This is a genomic window from Streptomyces sp. NPDC001056, from assembly GCF_053598955.1.
On record NZ_JBSFLI010000002.1, the window covers coordinates 358426 to 376668 of the forward strand.

15 protein-coding genes and 2 pseudogenes are annotated in these 18243 nt (G+C 73.4%); 12 read left to right on the top strand and 5 right to left on the bottom strand.

From position 1 onward, the window contains the following. Window positions 1-123 precede the first annotated feature (123 nt). A pseudogene (gene galT / locus ACWDD7_RS04170) lies at window positions 124-1071 on the top strand (galactose-1-phosphate uridylyltransferase); the annotation flags it as partial. Continuing rightward, a complete protein-coding gene (locus ACWDD7_RS04175; RefSeq protein WP_450456236.1) occupies window positions 1068-2117 on the top strand; it encodes a GHMP family kinase ATP-binding protein in 1050 nt (349 codons plus the stop codon). The pseudogene galT and the gene ACWDD7_RS04175, both read left to right, overlap by 4 nt. A gap of 29 nt (window positions 2118-2146) precedes the next feature. On the opposite strand, the gene ACWDD7_RS04180 is transcribed toward ACWDD7_RS04175, so the two are convergent. Beyond that, a complete protein-coding gene (locus ACWDD7_RS04180) occupies window positions 2147-2902 on the bottom strand; it encodes an NAD-dependent epimerase/dehydratase family protein (protein ID WP_450456237.1) in 756 nt (251 codons plus the stop codon). Window positions 2903-3148: 246 nt separating this feature from the next. Between ACWDD7_RS04180 and ACWDD7_RS04185 the strand changes: the two genes are divergently transcribed. Both ACWDD7_RS04185 and ACWDD7_RS04190 read left to right on the top strand, forming a co-directional pair. After that, window positions 3149-3820, top strand: coding sequence for a D-glycero-alpha-D-manno-heptose-1,7-bisphosphate 7-phosphatase (locus ACWDD7_RS04185; protein ID WP_450456239.1), 672 nt, complete (start codon window positions 3149-3151; stop codon window positions 3818-3820). An 88-nt stretch (window positions 3821-3908) separates the two neighbouring features. Beyond that, on the top strand, window positions 3909-4823 hold the full coding sequence (locus ACWDD7_RS04190) for a HipA family kinase (protein ID WP_392213812.1): 915 nt from the start codon (window positions 3909-3911) through the stop codon (window positions 4821-4823). A 72-nt stretch (window positions 4824-4895) separates the two neighbouring features. On the opposite strand, the gene aceB is transcribed toward ACWDD7_RS04190, so the two are convergent. Next, window positions 4896-6521, bottom strand: coding sequence for a malate synthase A (aceB, locus tag ACWDD7_RS04195; protein ID WP_450456241.1), 1626 nt, complete (start codon window positions 6519-6521; stop codon window positions 4896-4898). Window positions 6522-6784: 263 nt separating this feature from the next. Further along, window positions 6785-7393, bottom strand: a complete 609-nt coding sequence (locus tag ACWDD7_RS04200) for a nucleotidyltransferase family protein (protein ID WP_450456243.1) — start codon at window positions 7391-7393, stop codon at window positions 6785-6787. Between the two features lie 146 nt (window positions 7394-7539). Here ACWDD7_RS04200 and ACWDD7_RS04205 point away from each other — a divergent pair. Next, window positions 7540-7824, top strand: a pseudogene (locus ACWDD7_RS04205) (DUF5955 family protein); the annotation flags it as partial. A gap of 126 nt (window positions 7825-7950) precedes the next feature. On the opposite strand, the gene ACWDD7_RS04210 reads toward ACWDD7_RS04205, so the two are convergent. After that, entirely contained in the window at window positions 7951-8745 is a 795-nt protein-coding gene (locus ACWDD7_RS04210) for an IclR family transcriptional regulator (RefSeq protein ID WP_351874335.1), read from the bottom strand. 283 nt (window positions 8746-9028) lie between these two features. On the opposite strand from ACWDD7_RS04210, the gene allB reads away from it, so the two are divergent. From allB to ACWDD7_RS04240, 6 genes are all read left to right on the top strand, one after another. Next, window positions 9029-10366, top strand: a complete 1338-nt coding sequence (gene allB / locus ACWDD7_RS04215) for an allantoinase AllB (RefSeq protein WP_450456244.1) — start codon at window positions 9029-9031, stop codon at window positions 10364-10366. Window positions 10367-10436: 70 nt separating this feature from the next. Continuing rightward, window positions 10437-11552 (top strand): allantoicase, encoded by a 1116-nt coding sequence (alc, locus tag ACWDD7_RS04220; protein ID WP_450456246.1) that lies wholly within the window; start codon window positions 10437-10439, stop codon window positions 11550-11552. Between the two features lie 424 nt (window positions 11553-11976). Next, window positions 11977-13305 carry a globin domain-containing protein gene (locus ACWDD7_RS04225; RefSeq protein WP_351874327.1) on the top strand — a complete coding sequence of 443 codons (1329 nt, stop codon included), beginning with the start codon at window positions 11977-11979 and terminating at the stop codon, window positions 13303-13305. Window positions 13306-13399: 94 nt separating this feature from the next. Beyond that, on the top strand, window positions 13400-14215 hold the full coding sequence (locus tag ACWDD7_RS04230) for an AIM24 family protein (protein ID WP_392213807.1): 816 nt from the start codon (window positions 13400-13402) through the stop codon (window positions 14213-14215). Window positions 14216-14379: 164 nt separating this feature from the next. Then, window positions 14380-14793, top strand: coding sequence for a ribonuclease domain-containing protein (locus ACWDD7_RS04235; protein WP_450456249.1), 414 nt, complete (start codon window positions 14380-14382; stop codon window positions 14791-14793). A 234-nt stretch (window positions 14794-15027) separates the two neighbouring features. Next, window positions 15028-16233 carry a cytochrome P450 family protein gene (locus tag ACWDD7_RS04240; RefSeq protein ID WP_450456251.1) on the top strand — a complete coding sequence of 402 codons (1206 nt, stop codon included), beginning with the start codon at window positions 15028-15030 and terminating at the stop codon, window positions 16231-16233. 79 nt (window positions 16234-16312) lie between these two features. On the opposite strand, the gene ACWDD7_RS04245 is transcribed toward ACWDD7_RS04240, so the two are convergent. Beyond that, window positions 16313-17335 carry a Gfo/Idh/MocA family protein gene (locus ACWDD7_RS04245; protein WP_450456253.1) on the bottom strand — a complete coding sequence of 341 codons (1023 nt, stop codon included), beginning with the start codon at window positions 17333-17335 and terminating at the stop codon, window positions 16313-16315. Between the two features lie 118 nt (window positions 17336-17453). On the opposite strand from ACWDD7_RS04245, the gene ACWDD7_RS04250 reads away from it, so the two are divergent. Then, window positions 17454-18203: a GntR family transcriptional regulator gene (locus ACWDD7_RS04250; RefSeq protein WP_450456353.1), complete on the top strand. Its 750-nt coding sequence runs from the start codon at window positions 17454-17456 to the stop codon at window positions 18201-18203. Window positions 18204-18243: the final 40 nt, after the last annotated feature.

The following is an 18243-nucleotide window of genomic DNA, read 5'->3' on the forward strand; positions in this document are numbered from 1 at the left end:
AGCGCCACCCTCGGGGACGGACGGCACGTGCACTACTACGACGAACACCCCGGGCGCGCCCGAGCGGACGTACCGGCGGAGCCCGTACCGGCGGCCCCGGCCCCCGCGTCGTCGCTGCGCCGGGACCCGACGACGGGGGAGTGGGTCCTGATGGCCCCGCACCGGCGCCGCCGCTCCGCCACCGGGCCGCACTGCCCCCTGTGCCCCGACGCGCCGCACGAGGCGGCGGAGATCCCGGGCGGCGCCTACGACGTGGCGGTCTTCGACAACCGCTACCCCGCGCTCGGCGGTCCGGCCGCACCCGGGCCGGCGCACCACTTCGGGACGCTCGCCGACGCCCCGGCGCCCGGACGCTGCGAGGTGATCGCGTACAGCGGCGACCACCACACCCCGCTGGCCCGGCTGCCGCGCTCCCGGGTGCGCACCGTGATCGAGGCCTGGGCGGACCGCACGCGGGAACTCAACCGGCTCGCCGGCGTCGAACAGGTGGTGTGCTTCGAGAACCGGGGCGCGGAGGTCGGCGCCAGCCTCGACCACCCGCACGGGCAGATCTACGCCTACCCGTGGATCCCCGACCGGTTCGCCCGCATGCAGGAGACGGCCCGCCAGGCCCGGCTGCGCGGGGTGGACTGCCTGTTCTGCGCGGTCCTGGCGGCCGAGGAGCGCGCGGGGAGCCGGATCGTGACGCGCTCGGCGCACTGGTCGGCGTTCGTGCCGTTCGCCGCGCGCTGGCCCTTCGAGGTGCACCTGTACGCACGGCGGCACGTCCCGGACCTCGCCGCGCTCACCGAGGAGGAGCGCGCGGATCTCGCCGGGGTCTACCGGTCGGTGCTGCGGCGCTTCGAGACGGTGGCCGACCGGCCGTTGCCCTACATGGCGGTGTGGGTGCAGGCACCGGCCCGCGACGGCCGCGAACTCGCCCATCTGCGGGCCCAGGTGTTCTCCGACCACTGGGGCTCGGGCGCGGTCAAACGGATGGCCGCGGGCGAGCTGGGAGCGGGCGCGTTCGTGAGCGAGACGGAACCCGAACGGGCGGCCGAGGCGCTGCGACGGGCGGCGGTGCGGGTATGAGCGAAGGGATCGGGACGGCCGTGGAGACCCGCACGCAATCCGACACCGGCACAGGGACGAGCGGCGGCATGTGGGTGAGCAGCGCCCCGTTGCGCGTCTCCCTCGCCGGCGGCGGCACCGACCTGCCGGGATACGCCGCCCGCTTCGGCGGGGCGGTGTTCGGGGCCGGCACGGACCTGCGGGTCACGGTCGTCGGCCGACGCGCCCGCAGGGCGACCGGGATACGGGTGTGCCTGGACTCCTGCGGACACGCCGAGTCGGCCGAGGAGCTGGCCAACCCGTTCGCACGGGAGGCGATGCGCCGCCACTGGGACGGCACCCCGCTGGACCTCTTCTCCTCCGGGGACGTGCCGGGGGCCACCGGCATGGGCAGCTCGGCCGCGTTCTGCGTCTCCCTCGTCGCCGGGCTGTCCGCGGAGCCGCTGGACGCCCGTTCGCTGGCGTGGGCGGCGAGCGACATCGAGATCGAGGGCCTCGGGCGGCCCGTCGGCCGGCAGGACCACTACCTCTCCGCCCTGGGCGGCTTCCGGCTGCTCCACTTCCACCGGGACGGAAGCGTGGAGGTGGAGGACGTCGACGTGCCGGCCGAGCACGCGCGCGGCCTCGGCGCGGAACTCCTGCTCTTCCACACCGGCACCAGCCGCGACGCGGGCGCCGTCCTCAGCGACCAGGCCGGCGGCACCGAGCGCGGCGACCGGGACACCACCCGGCGGCTGCACGAGATCAAGGACCTCACCGCACCCCTCAAAGAGGCCGTGCTCCAGGGACGGTTCGGCGAGGTGGGGCGGCTGCTCGGCCGCCACTGGGAACTCAAACGCGGCCTCGGCGCCCGCGTCTCGCTGCCCCGGATCGACCGCGCCTACGACGACGCCCTCGCGGCCGGGGCCACCGGCGGCAAGCTGCTCGGCGCGGGCGGCGGCGGGTTCCTGCTGCTGCACGTCCCGCTCGCGGGGCAGGCTCGGGTGCGCGAGGTCCTGGCGGCCCACGGCATGCGGGAGCAGCCGTTCGCCTTCGACACGCGCGGAGCCGAACTGCACACGCTCTGATCCGGGGAGGGCGCGGAACCTGCCGCGGGTCAGAGAGCTGCCCGCACCCGCAGCAGGTCGCCGACGGACCGGTCCAGCACGCCCTTGTAGTAGTCCTCGGCGAACGTCCAGGGCCGGGACGACAGGGAGCGCAGCCGGTCGATCGAGACCGTGTGCCTGCTGCTCTCCTCGACGTAGTGCCGTACCGGATCCGTCCCGGTCAGCGCGGCGACATGGTCGACGATCGCGTCGACCTCCGTGGAGCGGCCGGACGCCACATTGACCGTCTCGCCCTCGACCCCGGCCCCGAGCAGCAGGTCCGTCATCGTCACGAAGTCGGTCACGTCGAGCAGATCGCGGCTCGCCGGGCGCAGGACCCGCACCCGCCCGTCGAGCGCCTGCGCCACCAGGGCCGGGACCAGTTGGTGGGGCCGCTGCCCCGGGCCCACGAGATGGGCGAGCCGCAGGATCAGCCAGCGGCAGCCGGAGCGCTTCACCAACCGCTCCATGGCCAGCTTGTGCCGGCCGTACGACGTGCGCGGGGCGTGCCGGCACTCTTCCGTGCCCGAACAGCCCGGGGCGCCGTACAGCGCGGCGGAAGCCGTCGAGAAGTAGAGGAGCGTGGCGCCGCGGGACGCGCAGCGGTGCGCCTGCTCGGTCACCAGGGCGGCCTCGCGGGCCAGATCATGGCGCGCGTACTCCGGGCGTATCCGGGACACCCCGGCCGCCAGCGCGACGACACCGGGATGGCGCGGGGCGATCGTCCGCAAGGCGCCGGCGATGAAGCCGCTTCCCACGATCTCCACGACGTGACTCCTCCGCTGAACCGGCCGCCCGCCGACCGGCCGTGCCCCGGGGCCCGACGCTAGGCGGGCGGGGGGCGCGGGGGAGGCGTCATCGGCGCGGACATGGCACCGGACCTGTTGACATACCCGACTGGCTCGCTTGTGAGGGCCGCCGGGCAGGGGCTATTCCTTGGCTGCCACGTGATTCCTCCGCCGGCTCCCGGCCACCACGTGGTCCCTTCCTCCTGCCGGAAAGTGGAGCGCGCCATGACATCCGTCCGCCCGTCGCGGGCCGGCCGCGAAAGCCCCGCGCCGCGGCCGGCGGTGTTCCTCGACCGGGACGGGACGCTCACCGAGGCCCGGCACTACCCGACCCGCCCCTCGGACCTCGTCCTCCAGCCCGGGATCGGCCCCTGGCTGCGGACCCTGCGGGAGACGCACGGCGCCGCCCTGGTCGTCGTCACCAATCAGTCCGGTCTGGCCCGCGCCCTGTTCACCGACCGGGACCTGGAAGCGATGCACCGCCATCTGCGCGACGAACTCGCCTGTGTGGGAGTGGAGTTGGACGGAATCTACACCTGTCCGCACCACGTCGACGGCGTCGTGCCGGAGCTGACGAGGCGCTGTCCCTGCCGTAAGCCCGAGCCCGGCATGCTGCTGCGCGCGGCGACGGACCTGCGCCTGGACCTGGCCCGGTCCTGGATGATCGGCGACTTCGCCACGGACGTCGAGGCGGGCCACCGGGCCGGCTGCCGCACCGCCTGGGTCGGCCCCCGTGCGACCGCCGCGGCGACCGGCGGCACCGACGCGGCGACCTGCGACGCCGCCCCGGCCGCGCCCGGCACGCCACCCGTGCCCGCCCCCGACCCGGCCGCCCCCACCCTGCGCGCCGCCACCACCGCCGAGGCCCTCCGGGAGATCTGCCGGCGCGGGGGATAATCGATCGGACCGGGGAGTCTCCCCGCCGACGCACCGCCTCGGAGCCGACCGTGGAAAGTAAGGCAGACAACCTGTGGGGCCTCGAAAGATGCTGAGAGAGGTCACCGCGACCCGCTATGTCGAACCGCTGCGCTCGGGCGGCTCGGTCCCCGGGATCGTCGAGGCCGACGACCTGGGCACGTACGTCGTCAAGTTCACCGCTTCGGCGCAGGGGCACAAGGCGCTGGTCGCGGAGGTGATCGTCGGGGAACTGGCCCGCGCGCTCGGGCTGCGGTTCCCCGAGCTGGTCCTGGTGCACTTCGACCCGGCCGTCGCCGACGCCGAGCCGCACCAGGAGGTGCGCGACCTGCACAGCGCGAGCGCGGGGGTGAACCTCGGCATGGACTATCTGCCGGGCGCCCGCGACTTCACCCCGGAGATCGCCCGCGTCTTCCCGGTGGACCCGCTGGAGGCGGGGCGCGTCGTCTGGCTGGACGCGCTGACCGTCAACGTCGACCGCACCGTGCACAGCTCCAACCTGATGGTCTGGCCCACGCGCGGCACCGTGCCGCCGCGGCTGTGGCTCATCGACCACGGCGCCGCCCTCGTCTTCCACCACCGCTGGGACACCACGACCCCGGGCAAGCGGTACGACTTCCGTCACCACGCCCTCGGCCAGTACGGCCCCGACGTCCGGGCCGCCGACGCCGAACTCGCCCCGCGCGTCACGGAGGAGCTGCTGCGCGCGATCGTCGCCGAGGTGCCGGACGCCTGGCTGGCCGAGGACGCCGGGTTCGCGCGCCCCGACGACGTACGGGACGCCTACGTCGGCTATCTGCTGGCCCGCGCCCGGCTGTCGGCCGAGTGGCTGCCCACCGACTTCCCGAGCCGGGAGCAGGTCGCCGCCGAGGAGGCGGCCCGCGCGGCACGGACCCGGGCGGGCCGCCCGGACTGGCTCAAGCAGGTTCCCGACCTGCACGGGAAGCCGGCGGTGGAGCACGACGGAGCGGTCCATCTGCGCTGAGCCGACCCGCGCCGGGACGGGGCGGCCCAGGGCGGGAAACCCTGCGCCGCGCCGGGCCCGCACCCTTCGGGGTCAGCCCTTGAGCTGCTCGTACGCCGGGAGCGTCAGGAAGTCGGCGTAGTCCTCGTCCAGGGACACCCGCAGCAGCAGGTCGTGCGCCTCCTGCCAGTGCCCGGCGGCGAAGGCCTCCTCGCCGATCTCCTCGCGGATGCTGTCGAGTTCCTCGGCGGCCACCCTGCGGGCCAGTTCGGGCGTCGCCCGGTCGCCGTTCTCGAACTCGACGCCCGCGTTGATCCACTGCCAGATCTGGGAGCGCGAGATCTCGGCGGTGGCCGCGTCCTCCATCAGGTTGAAGATGGCGACCGCGCCGAGCCCGCGCAGCCAGGCCTCGATGTAACGGATGCCCACCTGGACGGCGTTGACCAGACCCGCGTACGTCGGCTTCGCCTCCAGCGAGTCGACGGCGATCAGGTCGGCGGCCGCCACGTGCACGTCCTCGCGCAACCGGTCCTTCTGGTTCGGCTTGTCGCCGAGGACCCGGTCGAAGGACTCCATGGCGATCGGCACCAGGTCGGGGTGGGCGACCCAGGAGCCGTCGAAACCGTCGTTCGCCTCGCGGTCCTTGTCGGCGCGGACCTTCTCGAAGGCCACCTTGTTGACCTCCGCGTCCCGGCGCGAGGGGATGAAGGCCGCCATGCCGCCGATCGCGTGGGCGCCGCGCCTGTGGCAGGTGCGCACGAGGAGTTCGGTGTACGCCCGCATGAACGGGGCGGTCATCGTGATGGCGTTGCGGTCCGGAAGCACGAACGCGGGCCCGCCGTCCCGGAAGTTCTTCACGATGGAGAACAGGTAGTCCCAGCGACCGGCGTTCAACCCCGAGGCGTGGTCGCGCAGTTCGTAGAGGATCTCCTCCATCTCGTACGCCGCCGTGATGGTCTCGATCAGCACGGTGGCGCGGATGGTGCCCTGCGGGACGCCCACGTAGTCCTGGGCGAACACGAACACGTCGTTCCACAGCCGGGCTTCGAGGTGCGACTCGGTCTTCGGCAGATAGAAGTACGGGCCCTTGCCGAGGTCCAGCAGGCGCTGGGCGTTGTGGAAGAAGTACAGGCCGAAGTCCACGAGGGCGCCCGGGACCTGGCGTCCCTCGGCGTCGACGAGGTGCCGTTCGTTCAGGTGCCAGCCGCGCGGGCGCATGACGACGGTCGCCAGCTCCTCGTTCGGCCGCAGCGCGTACGACTTCCCGGACCCCGGGTCGGTGAAGTCGATGTCCCGGGTGTAGGCGGCGATCAGGTTGAGCTGGCCGAGGACGACGTTCTCCCAGGTGGGCGCGGAGGCGTCCTCGAAGTCGGCGAGCCAGACCTTCGCGCCCGAGTTGAGCGCGTTGACGGTCATCTTGCGGTCGGTGGGGCCGGTGATCTCGACGCGCCGGTCGTCCAGCGCGGCCGGGGCCGGGGCGACCTTCCAGGAGTCGTCCGCGCGGATCGCGGCGGTCTCCGGCAGGAAGTCGAGCGTGGAGGTGCGGGCGATCTCGGCGCGGCGCTCGGCGCGGCGGGCCAGGAGTTCGTCACGGCGCGGGGTGAACCGCCGGTGCAGCTCCGCCACGAAGGCGAGCGCCGCGTCCGTGAGGACCTCCTCCTGCCGGGGCAGGGGCTCGGCGTCGACGATGGCCAGCGGGGACGGCGCTGGTGCGGGCATGAGCTGTCACTTCCTTCAGCGGACTTCAGCGGACTTCAGTGAACTTCAGTGAACTTCAGCGGACTTCAGCGGTGGCACCACGTGCCGAGCGGCGGGAAAGGGATGAATCGCGCCCACTGTGCGGCATGTGCGGCCGGGTCCTTCTGATCAGTGGATACTAGTTTCCTCATTGTGGAACTTCAATCGTTTGTTGAAGTCGAGATTCTCCGGGTCGAGGAAGGCCGGCGCCCGGTGCCGCCCCGGCCCGCCCGGCGTCGCCCCGCTCATTCGAGGTGGCTCAGGTCGGCCTCGGTGTCGATGTCGTACGGCTCCGCCACATCCGCGCACTCCACCAGCCGGATGTCCCCCTCATGGGCCATCAAGTAGGCGCGGGCGCCCCGGTCTCCGGTGGCGGCGGCCGCGATCCCCGCCCAGTGGGCCGCCCCGAACAGCACGGGATGGCCGCGCGTCCCGTCGTACGCCGCCGAGACCAGGGTGTCCCCGCCGCCGTAGGCACTGAGCACCCGTGCCACCGCCTCGGGGCCGATGCCCGGCTGGTCGACCAGCGAGACCAGCGCCGCCCGTGCGTCCGTCCGGGCGAGCGAGGCGAGCCCCGCGCGCAGCGAGGAGCCCATGCCCTCGGCCCAGTCCGGGTTGTCCACGAGCACGCAGCCGCCGAGATCGGCCCGCGCGCGCACCTCCTCGGCGCCCGCCCCCAGCACGACATGGATCCGTCCGACCCCGGCCGTCCGCAGCACCCCCACCGCGTGTTCGACCAGCGGCCGCCCCCGGTGCGCCAGCAGTGCCTTGGGCCGCCCGCCGAGCCGTCTGCCGCCCCCGGCGGCCAGCACAAGGCCGGCGACCTCTCCGGTGCGGTCCTGGATGTCCGTCATGGGTCCTGCATACCCGACGTCGGAGCGGCTTCCGGGATTCCTTGGGCTGAATTTCGGCATGCCCTGTGGCGCTCGCCGGGCCGGGTGGCGTTTACTGACCCGCGCACGACGGCGTGGCATGCCTGGGGAGGGCTGCTTTGCGGAGCTTGGGGCAGAGGCCGGTGACCGGCAGCGACGAGGACCCGAGAGTGGCGGGGCTGCGCGTGGCGGTGGCCCGCTTACGCCGCGAACTGGCCGCCCTGCGCACGGACTTCCCCGATCGCGCGATAGCGGAGGACGAACTGGCGACGCTGGCCGCGATGGTCTCCGGCGGGATCCCGGAGACCGCTCGCCTGCGCGGCTCGCTGCTGCTGATAGCCGGCGCGCTGGGCTCGATGAGCGCGCTGACGAAACCCCTGCGGGAGGTCAGGGAGGCGGTGGACCTGTTCGGCGGAACCCGTGCGAAAGGGTTCGGGGGCGCCGACCCCCTGGGCGCGGGGAGCCGTGCGAGCGGCCACCACGCACCCGCTCGCGCCGAACCGCGACCCGACCCGCCCTCTCAGGCGCCCGCGGAACCCTCAAACACCTGAACTCGCCAGGGCCTGCGACAGCTCGGCGGCAACCTGCTGCAACACCGGCACGATCTTCTCCGTCGCGGCCTCGGTGACCCGGCCGGCCGGCCCGGAAATGGAGATCGCCGCGGCCGTCGGGGAGTCGGGAACGCAGACGGCGAGGCAGCGCACCCCCACCTCCTGCTCGTTGTCGTCCACGGCGTACCCGTCCCGGCGCACCTCCTCCAGCGCCGCGAGGAACCCCTCCGGCGTGGTGATGGTCCTGTCCGTCGCGGCGGGCATCCCCGTGCGGGACAGCAGGGCCCGCACCTCGTCGTCCGGCACCGCCGAGAGCAGCGCCTTGCCCACCCCGGTGGAGTGCGGCAGCACCCGCCGGCCGACCTCCGTGAACATCCGCATCGAGTGCTTGGACGGCACCTGCGCCACGTACACGATCTCGTCGCCGTCCAGCAGCGCCATGTTCGCCGTCTCGCCCGTCTCCTCGACCAGGCGGGCCAGGTAGGGCCGCGCCCACGTGCCGAGCAGCCGGGACGCGGACTCGCCGAGCCGGATGAGCCGGGGGCCGAGCGCGTACCGCCGGTTGGACTGCTGGCGCACATAGCCGCAGGCGACCAGCGTGCGCATCAGCCGGTGGATGGTGGGCAGCGGCAGCCCGCTGGTCGCGGACAACTCGCTGAGACCGACCTCGCCGCCCGCGTCCGCCATCCGTTCCAGCAGGTCGAAGGCGCGCTCAAGGGACTGGACCCCGCCACCACCGGAGGACTTGGCGGAGTCGGGGGTGCTGGCGCTCGACGTCGGCACGGCGCGTTCCTTTCGGGACGAACGGAGGGCAGCAGCCTACCCGGCGGATGGTTGACCCCCCGCTTGTGCGGAGCTACGTTCTGTTTGTCGGAACCTTAATTCCGCTTTGTGGAAATGGCCAGTGTGGCCGCCCTGCCGTCGCCGGATCGGGCGCCTCTTGACGGCGCGGAACCGGGAGTGAAGACTCCTTCAACAGAACGTTGAAATCCGTTTCGTGGCTGTACCTCCCGTTTTCCGGGCGCGAACGCACGGGCGTCCGACGGCGGTACAGAAAGGGGTTCGGGTGTCCGACGCTGAACTGGTGCTGCGCTCGACGCGCGTGATCACCCCGGAGGGGACGCGGGCCGCCGCGGTCGCCGTGTCCGCCGGGACGATCACGGCCGTCCTGCCGTACGACACCGGGGTCCCGGCCGGGGCGCGCCTGGAGGACGTCGGCGACCATGTGGTGCTGCCCGGTCTGGTCGACACCCACGTACACGTCAACGACCCCGGCCGCACCGAGTGGGAGGGCTTCTGGACCGCCACCCGCGCCGCGGCCGCCGGCGGCGTCACCACCCTGGTCGACATGCCGCTCAACTCCCTCCCGCCCACCACCACCGTCGAGCACCTGCGGATCAAGCGGGACGTGGCCCGGGACAAGGCGCACATCGACGTCGGCTTCTGGGGCGGCGCCCTGCCCGACAACGTCAAGGACCTGCGTCCCCTGCACGACGCCGGGGTCTTCGGCTTCAAGGCGTTCCTGTCCCCGTCCGGCGTGGACGAGTTCCCGCATCTCGACCAGGAGCGACTCGCCCGCTCCCTCGCGGAGATCGCCGGCTTCGGCGGCCTGCTGATCGTGCACGCCGAGGACCCGCGCCGCCTGGCCGCCGCCCCGCAGCACGGCGGCCCCCGCTACGCCGACTTCCTCGCCTCGCGCCCCCGCGACGCCGAGGACACCGCCATCGCCGCGCTGATCGCGCAGGCCCGCCGCCTGGACGCCCGGGTGCACGTGCTGCACCTGTCCTCCGCCGACGCCCTGCCGCTGATCCGCGCCGCCCGCGCCGACGGCGTCCGGATCACCGTGGAGACCTGCCCGCACTACCTCACCCTCACCGCCGAGGAAGTACCCGACGGGGCGAGCGAGTTCAAGTGCTGCCCGCCCATCCGTGAGGCCGCCAACCAGGACCTGCTGTGGGAGGCGCTGGCCGACGGCACCATCGACTGCGTCGTCACCGACCACTCGCCCTCCACGGCCGACCTGAAGACCGACGACTTCGCCACCGCCTGGGGCGGCATCTCCGGCCTCCAGCTCAGCCTCTCCGCCGTGTGGACGGCGGCCCGCGGGCGCGGTCACACCCTGGAGGACGTCGTGCGGTGGATGTCCGCCCGCACCGCCGCCCTCGTCGGCCTCGACGCCCGCAAGGGCGCCATCGCACCCGGCCGCGACGCCGACTTCGCGGTCCTCGCCCCAGACGAGAGCTTCACCGTCGACCCGGCCGGCCTCCAGCACCGCAACCGGGTCACCGCGTACGCCGGCCGCACCCTGCGCGGTGTCGTCAAGTCCACCTGGCTGCGCGGCGAACGCATCGTCGCCGACGGCGAGTTCACCTCGCCAAGGGGCGCGCTGCTCGACCGCTCGTGAGTCATTCCCCGCCCGCGAGCCACCCCCGGAGACCCATCCGGCCGACTTCCGAAAGGAACCCCTGATCACCGTGACGGCGACACCAGGTTTCACCGGCGACGCGAACCCGTACCAGGGCGGCGACCCGTACGCGGACTACCGCACCGCCGACTTCCCCTTCACCCGGTACGCGAACCTCGCCGACCGCCGCCTCGGCGCCGGTGTCGTCGCCGCCAACGACGAGTTCTTCGCCGAGCGCGAGAACCTGCTGGTGCCCGAGCGCGCCGAGTTCGACCCCGAGCGCTTCGGGCACAAGGGCAAGATCATGGACGGCTGGGAGACCCGCCGCCGGCGCGGCGCCCGCGCCGAGCACCCCTGGCCCACCGCCGAGGACCACGACTGGGCCCTGATCCGCCTCGGCGCCCCCGGAGTCGTCCGCGGCATCGTCGTGGACACCGCTCACTTCCGCGGCAACCACCCGCAGGCCGTCTCCGTCGAGGCCGCCTCGGTCCCGGGCTCGCCCTCGCCCGAGGAACTGCTCGGCGACGACGTGAAGTGGACGACCCTCGTCCCGCGCACCCCGGTCGGGGGCCACGCGGCCAACGGGTTCCCGGTCTCCCTGGAGCAGCGCTTCACCCACCTGCGCGTCAACCAGCACCCCGACGGCGGCATCGCCCGCCTGCGCGTGTACGGCGAAGTCGCCCCGGACCCCGCGTGGTTGGCGGCGCTCGGCACCTTCGACGTCGTCGCCCTGGAGAACGGCGGCAGCGTCGAGGACGCCTCGGACCTCTTCTACTCCCCGGCCACCAACACCATCCAGCCCGGCCGTTCCCGCACGATGGACGAGGGCTGGGAGACCCGGCGGCGCCGCGACCGGGGCCACGACTGGATCCGCTACCGGCTCGTCGCGCAGTCGCGGATCCGCGCCGTGGAGATCGACACGGCCTGCCTCAAGGGCAACAGCGCCGGCTGGGCCTCGGTCTCCGTGCGCGACGGCGAGGACGGCGAGTGGCGCGAGATCCTGCCCCGCACCAGCCTCCAGCCCGACACCGACCACCGGTTCGTCCTGCCGGAGCCGGCCGTCGGCACCCACGCGCGGATCGACATCTTCCCCGACGGCGGAATCTCCCGGCTGCGCCTGTACGGCTCCCCGACCGGGTCGGGAGCGGCACGACTGGCGTCGCGCCACACGGAACTGGGCGGCTGACGTGCCATCAGGCGGCAGCTGAACTCCGTCAGCCGGATGGAGGGGCGGGCACCGCGGGGAGGCGGGCGCCCGCCCCTCGTGCTGTCCGCGGTGCGTGCCGCTGTCACAGTGAATCAGCAGGTGGCGGGGGGTGGGCAGGGCCGAACGGCCCCCTCGGGCAGGGCCGGACGGCACCGGGACCGCGGTGCAATACTGGCTCGTCTTCCGGCCGGTCTCCGGCGCCGTGGGGCACGGGTCCACCGCCACCGTCTTCTGTCAGCGGTGAACCCGCCCACGGCGCCGGTGTGGTGCGAGGCGACCGTGACCACGGCGCAGCGTGCGGTGTACGCGAAGACCGCGCCGAAAGAGCGCGCCGACGACCGCCGGGTACGGGGCCGGGCCCGGGAGGGCGGCGCGCGACGTACCGCAGGGAGAGAGCGAGCCCGTGAACACCACCAGAAACGACGGCCACGACGACTACCACGCGCTCCTCGCCCGGCGGGACGCGATGCGGCTTCGCCAGCAACTCCTGTCCCCCTCCGGCCGTCCGGAGGCGGGCACGGGAGGCCCGTGGGCCGACGCGCGCAGGGGCCGTGAGGAGCCGTACGACGGCGCCGCCGACCAGCTGGTCATCACCCGCCATCTGCCGCTGGTCACGCCCTTCGCCGGGCTCATCGAGCACCTCTACGACGCCATGTTCGAGCGCCACCCCTACCTGCGTTCGCTCTTCCCCGACTCCATGGAGTTCCAGCGGGTCCATCTGGAGCGGGCCTTCTGGTACCTGATCGAGCACCTCGACCGGCCGCGGGAGGTGGCCGACTTCTGCGCCCGGCTCGGCCGCGACCACCGCAAACTCGGCGTCCAGCCCGTGCACTTCGAGGTCTTCGAGCGCGCGCTCGCCGAGGCGCTGCGGCGCAGCGCGGGCGCCCGGTGGACCGAGGAGATGGAACAGGCGTGGCTGCGCATGCTCCGGTTCGCGGTCGCGGCCATGGTGGACGGCGCCGCCGACGCGCTGGCCGAGCCGCCGTACTGGAACGGCACGGTGACCGCCCACGAACTGCGCGGACCCGACCTCGCGGTGCTCCGCGTCCGCACCGCAGAACCGTTTCCCTATGCGGCCGGGCAGTACACCCGCCTCCAGTCCCCGCTGCTGCCGCTGACCTGGCGGCCGTACTCGATCGCCTGCGCGCCCCGCCCGGACGGCGAACTGGAGTTCCATGTCCGCCGCACCGGCCCCGGCGGCGTCAGCGACGCGCTGGTCACCCGGACCCGCGTCGGCGACCCGCTCCGCCTCGGACCCGCCCAGGGCTCCATGACCCTGGACGGCGACCCCTCCCGCGACGTGCTGATCGTGGCCGGCGGCACCGGCTGGGCCACCGCCCGCGCCCTGATCGAGGAGCTGTCCCGGCGCCCCCTGCGCCGCAGCACCCACCTGTTCATCGGCGCCCGCACCCTGGACGAGCTGTACGACACCGCCGCCCTCTCCCGCCTGGAGAAGAACTGCTCCTGGCTGCGCGTCGTGCCGGTGATCGGCGAGGGCCCCGGCGCCGCCGACGACGCCTCGGTGGCCGACGCGGTGTCCCGGGCCGCCGACTGGTCCGGACACACCGCCTACGTCAGCGGCCCGCCCATGATGGTCACCGCCACGGTGTACGGCCTGACCGCGCTGGCCCTGCCGCCCGACCGCATCCACCACGACCCCGTCGACGGCACCCTGCCCCCGGCCGCGCGGCCGTCCCCGGCCGGGGCTCCGGTGGCGATCACCGGAGGGTGACCCGCACCACGGCCGGCCGTCCGCCGACGGCGAACGGGAGCCGGTTCCGGCCGCGGCCGGAACTCTTCGCCCCGCCTCCCGCGTTCTTCCGGACGTGACCCTTCAGCAAGAGATCGTCGGCAACGCCATGCAGATGGCGGTCGTCAACCTGCACCCCGGCCAGACCGTGTACTGCGAGGCCGGGAAGTTCCTGTTCAAGACCACGAACGTCACCATGGAGACCCGGCTGTCCGGCCCGTCCGGGGGCGGCGGGCAGCAGCAGGGCGGCGGGAGCGGGGGCATGGGCGGCCTGCTGCGCCAGGCCATGGGCACCGCCATGCAGGTGGGCCAGCGGATGCTCGCCGGGGAGTCGCTGGCCTTCCAGTACTTCACCGCACAGGGCGGCCAGGGCACGGTCGGCTTCGCGGGCGTGCTCCCCGGCGAGATGCGCGCGCTGGAACTCGACGGCCACCGCGCCTGGTTCGCCGAGAAGGACGCCTTCGTGGCCGCGGAGTCCTCGGTGGAGTTCGGCATCGCCTTCGCGGGCGGCCGCACCGGGATGAGCGGCGGCGAGGGCTTCGTCCTGGAGAAGTTCACCGGGCACGGCACCGTGATCATCGCGGGCGCGGGCAACTTCATCGACCTCGACCCGGCCGACTTCGGCGGCCGCATCGAGGTGGACACCGGCTGCGTCGTCGCCTTCGAGGAGGGCATCCGGTACGGCGTCCAGCGCGTGGGCGGCCTGAACCGGCAGGGGATCATGAACGCCGTCTTCGGCGGCGAGGGCCTGTCCCTGGCCACCCTGGAGGGCAGCGGCCGGGTCATCCTCCAGTCCCTGACCATCGAAAGCCTGGCCAACGCCCTGAAGAAGGCCCAGGGCGGCGACAAACAGGGCCCGACGGGGGGTCTGTTCTCCACCCACGCCGGCTGACTCCCGCCCGGGGGCGTCCCGCGTCCCCGCGGTGACCGCTCTGTGACCCTCCTGTGGGTGTTCCGAGGAGGAAGGTGAACTCGCTGAAAAACAGAGTGACTTGACGGGGAATTCTGGGGCGTATTCGTTGACATGTTCTTGTCTACGCGCGTCATCATGGCGTCATGCGAATCCCCCCACGCGCCGCTCGGATCGGCGCCGCAGCAGCAGTCCTGTCCGCCCTCCTCGTCGGCGGCACCGTCTCCGCCACCACGGCGGACGCGTCCACCGTCTCCACCGTCTCCGCCGCCTCCGTCGGCAGCATCTGCCACAGCGACCTGCCGCCGCAGGCCGACGACACCCTCGACCTCATCGCCCAGGGCGGCCCCTACCCCTACTCGCAGGACGGCACGGTCTTCTCCAACCGTGAGGGCGTCCTGCCCAGCCAGTCCTCCGGCTACTACCACGAGTACACCGTGGTGACCCCCGGCTCCCCCACCCGCGGTGCCCGCCGCATCGTCACCGGTGAGCGGGCCCAGGAGGACTACTACACCTCCGACCACTACGCGACGTTCGACCTGATCGACTTCGACTGCTGACCCACCGAGCCTCGCCCCGCGGCCTCCCCACCCCACCCGACGGCCGCGGGGCGAGTCACGTCCGGCGCTCCTGCCGCCGCGTCCGGCGCCCTCACGCCGACTCCGTGCTCCACCGGCCGTCTCCCGCGCCCCGCGTGCGATTCCCGCCCGACGGGCACCAAGCGGGCGCCGCGCGCGTTCTTCGGATACCGGGACACGCCCGGTCGGCCTCGGGGGGAGTCCGGAAGGGGAGCCATGGACAGGCGGCAGCGACAGGTTGTGGATCTGGGGGAGTTCGGGGACGCGTTCCGCCGCGACCCGCATCCCGTGTACGCCGAGCTTCGCGCGCGGGGGCCGGTGCACCGGATCCGGATGCCCGAGGCGGACGAGGACTACGAGACCTGGCTCGTTGTGGGGTATGAGGAGGCGCGCGCCGCCCTCGCCGATCCCCGGCTCGCCAAGGACGGCGCCAAGATCGGCGTGACCTTCGTCGACCAGGCGCTCGTCGGCCGGTACCTGCTGGTCACCGACCCGCCCCAGCACACCCGGCTGCGCAGCCTCGTCACCCGCGCCTTCACCATGCGCCGGGTCGAGCAACTGCGCCCGCGCGTCCGGCAGATCACCGACCTGCTGCTGGACGAGATGCTGTCGCCCGACCACGCGGGCCGCGCCGACCTCATCTCCTCCCTCGCCTACCCGCTGCCCCTCACCGTCATCTGCGAACTGCTCGGCGTCCCCGAGATGGACCGCACCGAGTTCCGCGAGATCTCCACCCAGGTGGTCGCCCCGACCGACCCGGACTCCGAGCGCGAGGCCACCGCCCGCCTCGGCGAGTACCTCACCGAACTGATCGAGGACAAGCGCTGCTCCGGGGTCACCGGCGACCTCCTCGGCGACCTGGTCCGCACCACCGCCGAGGACGGCGACCGCCTCTCGCCCGAGGAACTGCGCGGCATGGCCTTCCTGCTGCTCATCGCCGGCCACGAGACCACGGTCAACCTCATCGGCAACGGCGTCCTCGCCCTGCTCACCCACCCCGACCAACTCGCCGCCCTGCGTGCCGACATGAGCCTGATCGACGGCGTGGTGGAGGAGACCCTGCGCTGGGAGGGCCCGGTGGAGAACGCCACGTTCCGGTACGCGGCCGAGCCGCTGGAGATCGGGGGCGTCCGCATCGAGAAGGGCGAGCACGTGATGATCGGACTCACCGCCGCCCAGCGCGACGGCGCCCGCTTCCCCGCCCCCGACCGCTTCGACATCCGCCGTGACACCCGCGGCCACCTCGCCTTCGGCCACGGCCTCCACTACTGCCTGGGCGCGCCCCTGGCACGCCTGGAGGGCCGGACGGCCATCTCCACCCTGCTGGAGCGCGCCCCCGGCCTCGCCCTGGACGGGCCGCACGACGACTGGCTGCCGGGCATGCTCATGCGCGGACTGCGGGAGCTGCCGGTGCGCTGGTAGGCAGGGCGCGGGGCGGTCGTGCGGCCCGGGGGCGGCGGGCGCCGTGACGGCTCACGCGTGAGCGCCGTACGACCCGCTCTCAGTCGTTCCCCGGTGGGGCCGCCGAGGGGATCTCCGCCATGGCCACCGCCCGCCGCTCCCGTCGCGAGACCTCGCACGCCTCCGCGATCCGCAGGGCCTGGAGGGCCTCGTGACCGTCGCAGGGGTTGGCGCGCCGGCCCAGCAGCACTTCCACGAAGGCGCACAGCTCGGCCTCGTAGGCGGGGGCGAAGCGGTCCAGGAAGCCGGTCCACGGCTTGTCCGCGGGCGGCGGTCCGGTCGGTTCGGTGGAGGCGAGCGGCGTACGGTCGTCCAGCCCGACCACGACCGTGTCGCGCTCCCCGGCCAGCTCCATGCGGACGTCGTAACCGGCGCCGTTCACGCGGGCCGCGGACGCGGTGGCGAGGGTGCCGTCGTCCAGCGTGAGCAGCGCCGCGCCCGTGCCCACGTCGCCGGCCTCGCGGAACATCGCGGGTCCCGCGTCCGAACCGGCGGCGTAGACGTCGCGCACCTCGTGGCCGGTCACCCAGCGCAGGATGTCGAAGTCATGGATGAGCGTGTCCCGGAACAGGCCGCCGGACAGCGGCAGCCAGTCGGCCGGGGGAGGGGACTGGTCGCAGGTCAGGGCGCGCACGGTGTGCAGCCGGCCGAGCCGCCCGGCGCGCACGGCCTCGCGGGCCCCCGTGTACCCCGCGTCGAACCGGCGCTGGAATCCCATCTGCAGCACCGTCCCGGCGGCCGCCACCTCGGCGAGCGCCTGGAGCGTGCCCGGCAGGTCCAGGGCGATCGGCTTCTCGCAGAAGACCGGCAGGCCCGAGCGCGCCGCCCGGCCGATCAGCTCGGCGTGGGCGGGGGTCGCCGTGGTGATCACCACTGCGTCCACGCCCCACCGGAAGATCTCGTCCACCCCCGGCGCCGCCGTCTCGCCGAGCCGGTGCGCGAGCCGCTGCGCCCGCGCGGGATCGGCGTCCGTCAGGATCAGCGACCCGACCTCGCGGTGACGGCTGAGCGTGTTCGCATGGACGGTGCCGATGCGGCCTGTACCGATGACCCCGATGCGCATGGAAACAAAGTGGCGGCGAGTCCCCGCCCCTGTCAATTCGTATGTCAGGACAACCGGACTTCACAACTTCCCGTCAACCCCTCACACGGCTACGCTCAAGCCCGTGCCGAAACCAGTTGTGGACCCGACCGTCACGCTCGAACTCCGCGTGGACCGCAGTTCGCCGGTGCCGTTGTACTTCCAGCTGTCCCAGCAGCTGGAGGCCGCGATCGAGCGCGGGAGCCTTCCCCCCGGCAGCCTGCTGGGCAACGAGATCGACCTGGCGGCTCGGCTCGGCCTGTCCCGTCCCACCGTCCGCCAGGCCATCCAGTCCCTGGTCGACAAGGGTCTCCTGGTGCGCCGCCGGGGCGTCGGCACCCAGGTCGTGCACAGCCAGGTCAAGCGCCCGCTGGAACTGAGCAGCCTCTACGACGACCTGGAGGCGGCGGGACAGCGCCCCGCGACCAAGGTCCTGGTCAACACGGTCGTCCCGGCCTCCGCGGAGATCGCCGCCGCGCTGGGGGTCGCCGAGGGCAGTGACGTCCACCGCGTCGAACGGCTCCGGCTCGCGCACGGCGAACCGATGGCCTACCTGGTCAACCACCTGCCGCCCGGCCTGTTCGACCTGGACACCGCCCAGCTGGAGGCGACCGGCCTGTACCGGCTGATGCGCGGCGCCGGGATCACCCTGCACAGCGCCCGCCAGTCGATCGGCGCCCGCGGGGCCACCGCCATGGAGGCGGAGCGGCTCGGCGAGGCCGACGGCGCCCCGCTGCTCACCATGCGGCGCACCACCTACGACGACACCGGCCGCGCGGTCGAGCACGGCGACCACACCTACCGGCCGAGCCGCTACTCCTTCGAGTTCCAACTGCTCGTCCGGCCCTGACGGCCGGCCCCGCGCGCCGCCGCCGGGAACGTCTCATTGT

Coding starts and splice junctions, on each gene's coding strand:
- ACWDD7_RS04235 (WP_450456249.1), top strand. CDS start 14,380: ATGCGAATCCCCCCACGCGCCGCTCGGATCGGCGCCGCAGCAGCAGTC.
- ACWDD7_RS04200 (WP_450456243.1), bottom strand. CDS start 7,393: ATGACGGACATCCAGGACCGCACCGGAGAGGTCGCCGGCCTTGTGCTG.
- ACWDD7_RS04245 (WP_450456253.1), bottom strand. CDS start 17,335: ATGCGCATCGGGGTCATCGGTACAGGCCGCATCGGCACCGTCCATGCG.
- ACWDD7_RS04190 (WP_392213812.1), top strand. CDS start 3,909: ATGCTGAGAGAGGTCACCGCGACCCGCTATGTCGAACCGCTGCGCTCG.
- aceB (WP_450456241.1), bottom strand. CDS start 6,521: ATGCCCGCACCAGCGCCGTCCCCGCTGGCCATCGTCGACGCCGAGCCC.
- ACWDD7_RS04175 (WP_450456236.1), top strand. CDS start 1,068: ATGAGCGAAGGGATCGGGACGGCCGTGGAGACCCGCACGCAATCCGAC.
- ACWDD7_RS04185 (WP_450456239.1), top strand. CDS start 3,149: ATGACATCCGTCCGCCCGTCGCGGGCCGGCCGCGAAAGCCCCGCGCCG.
- ACWDD7_RS04240 (WP_450456251.1), top strand. CDS start 15,028: ATGGACAGGCGGCAGCGACAGGTTGTGGATCTGGGGGAGTTCGGGGAC.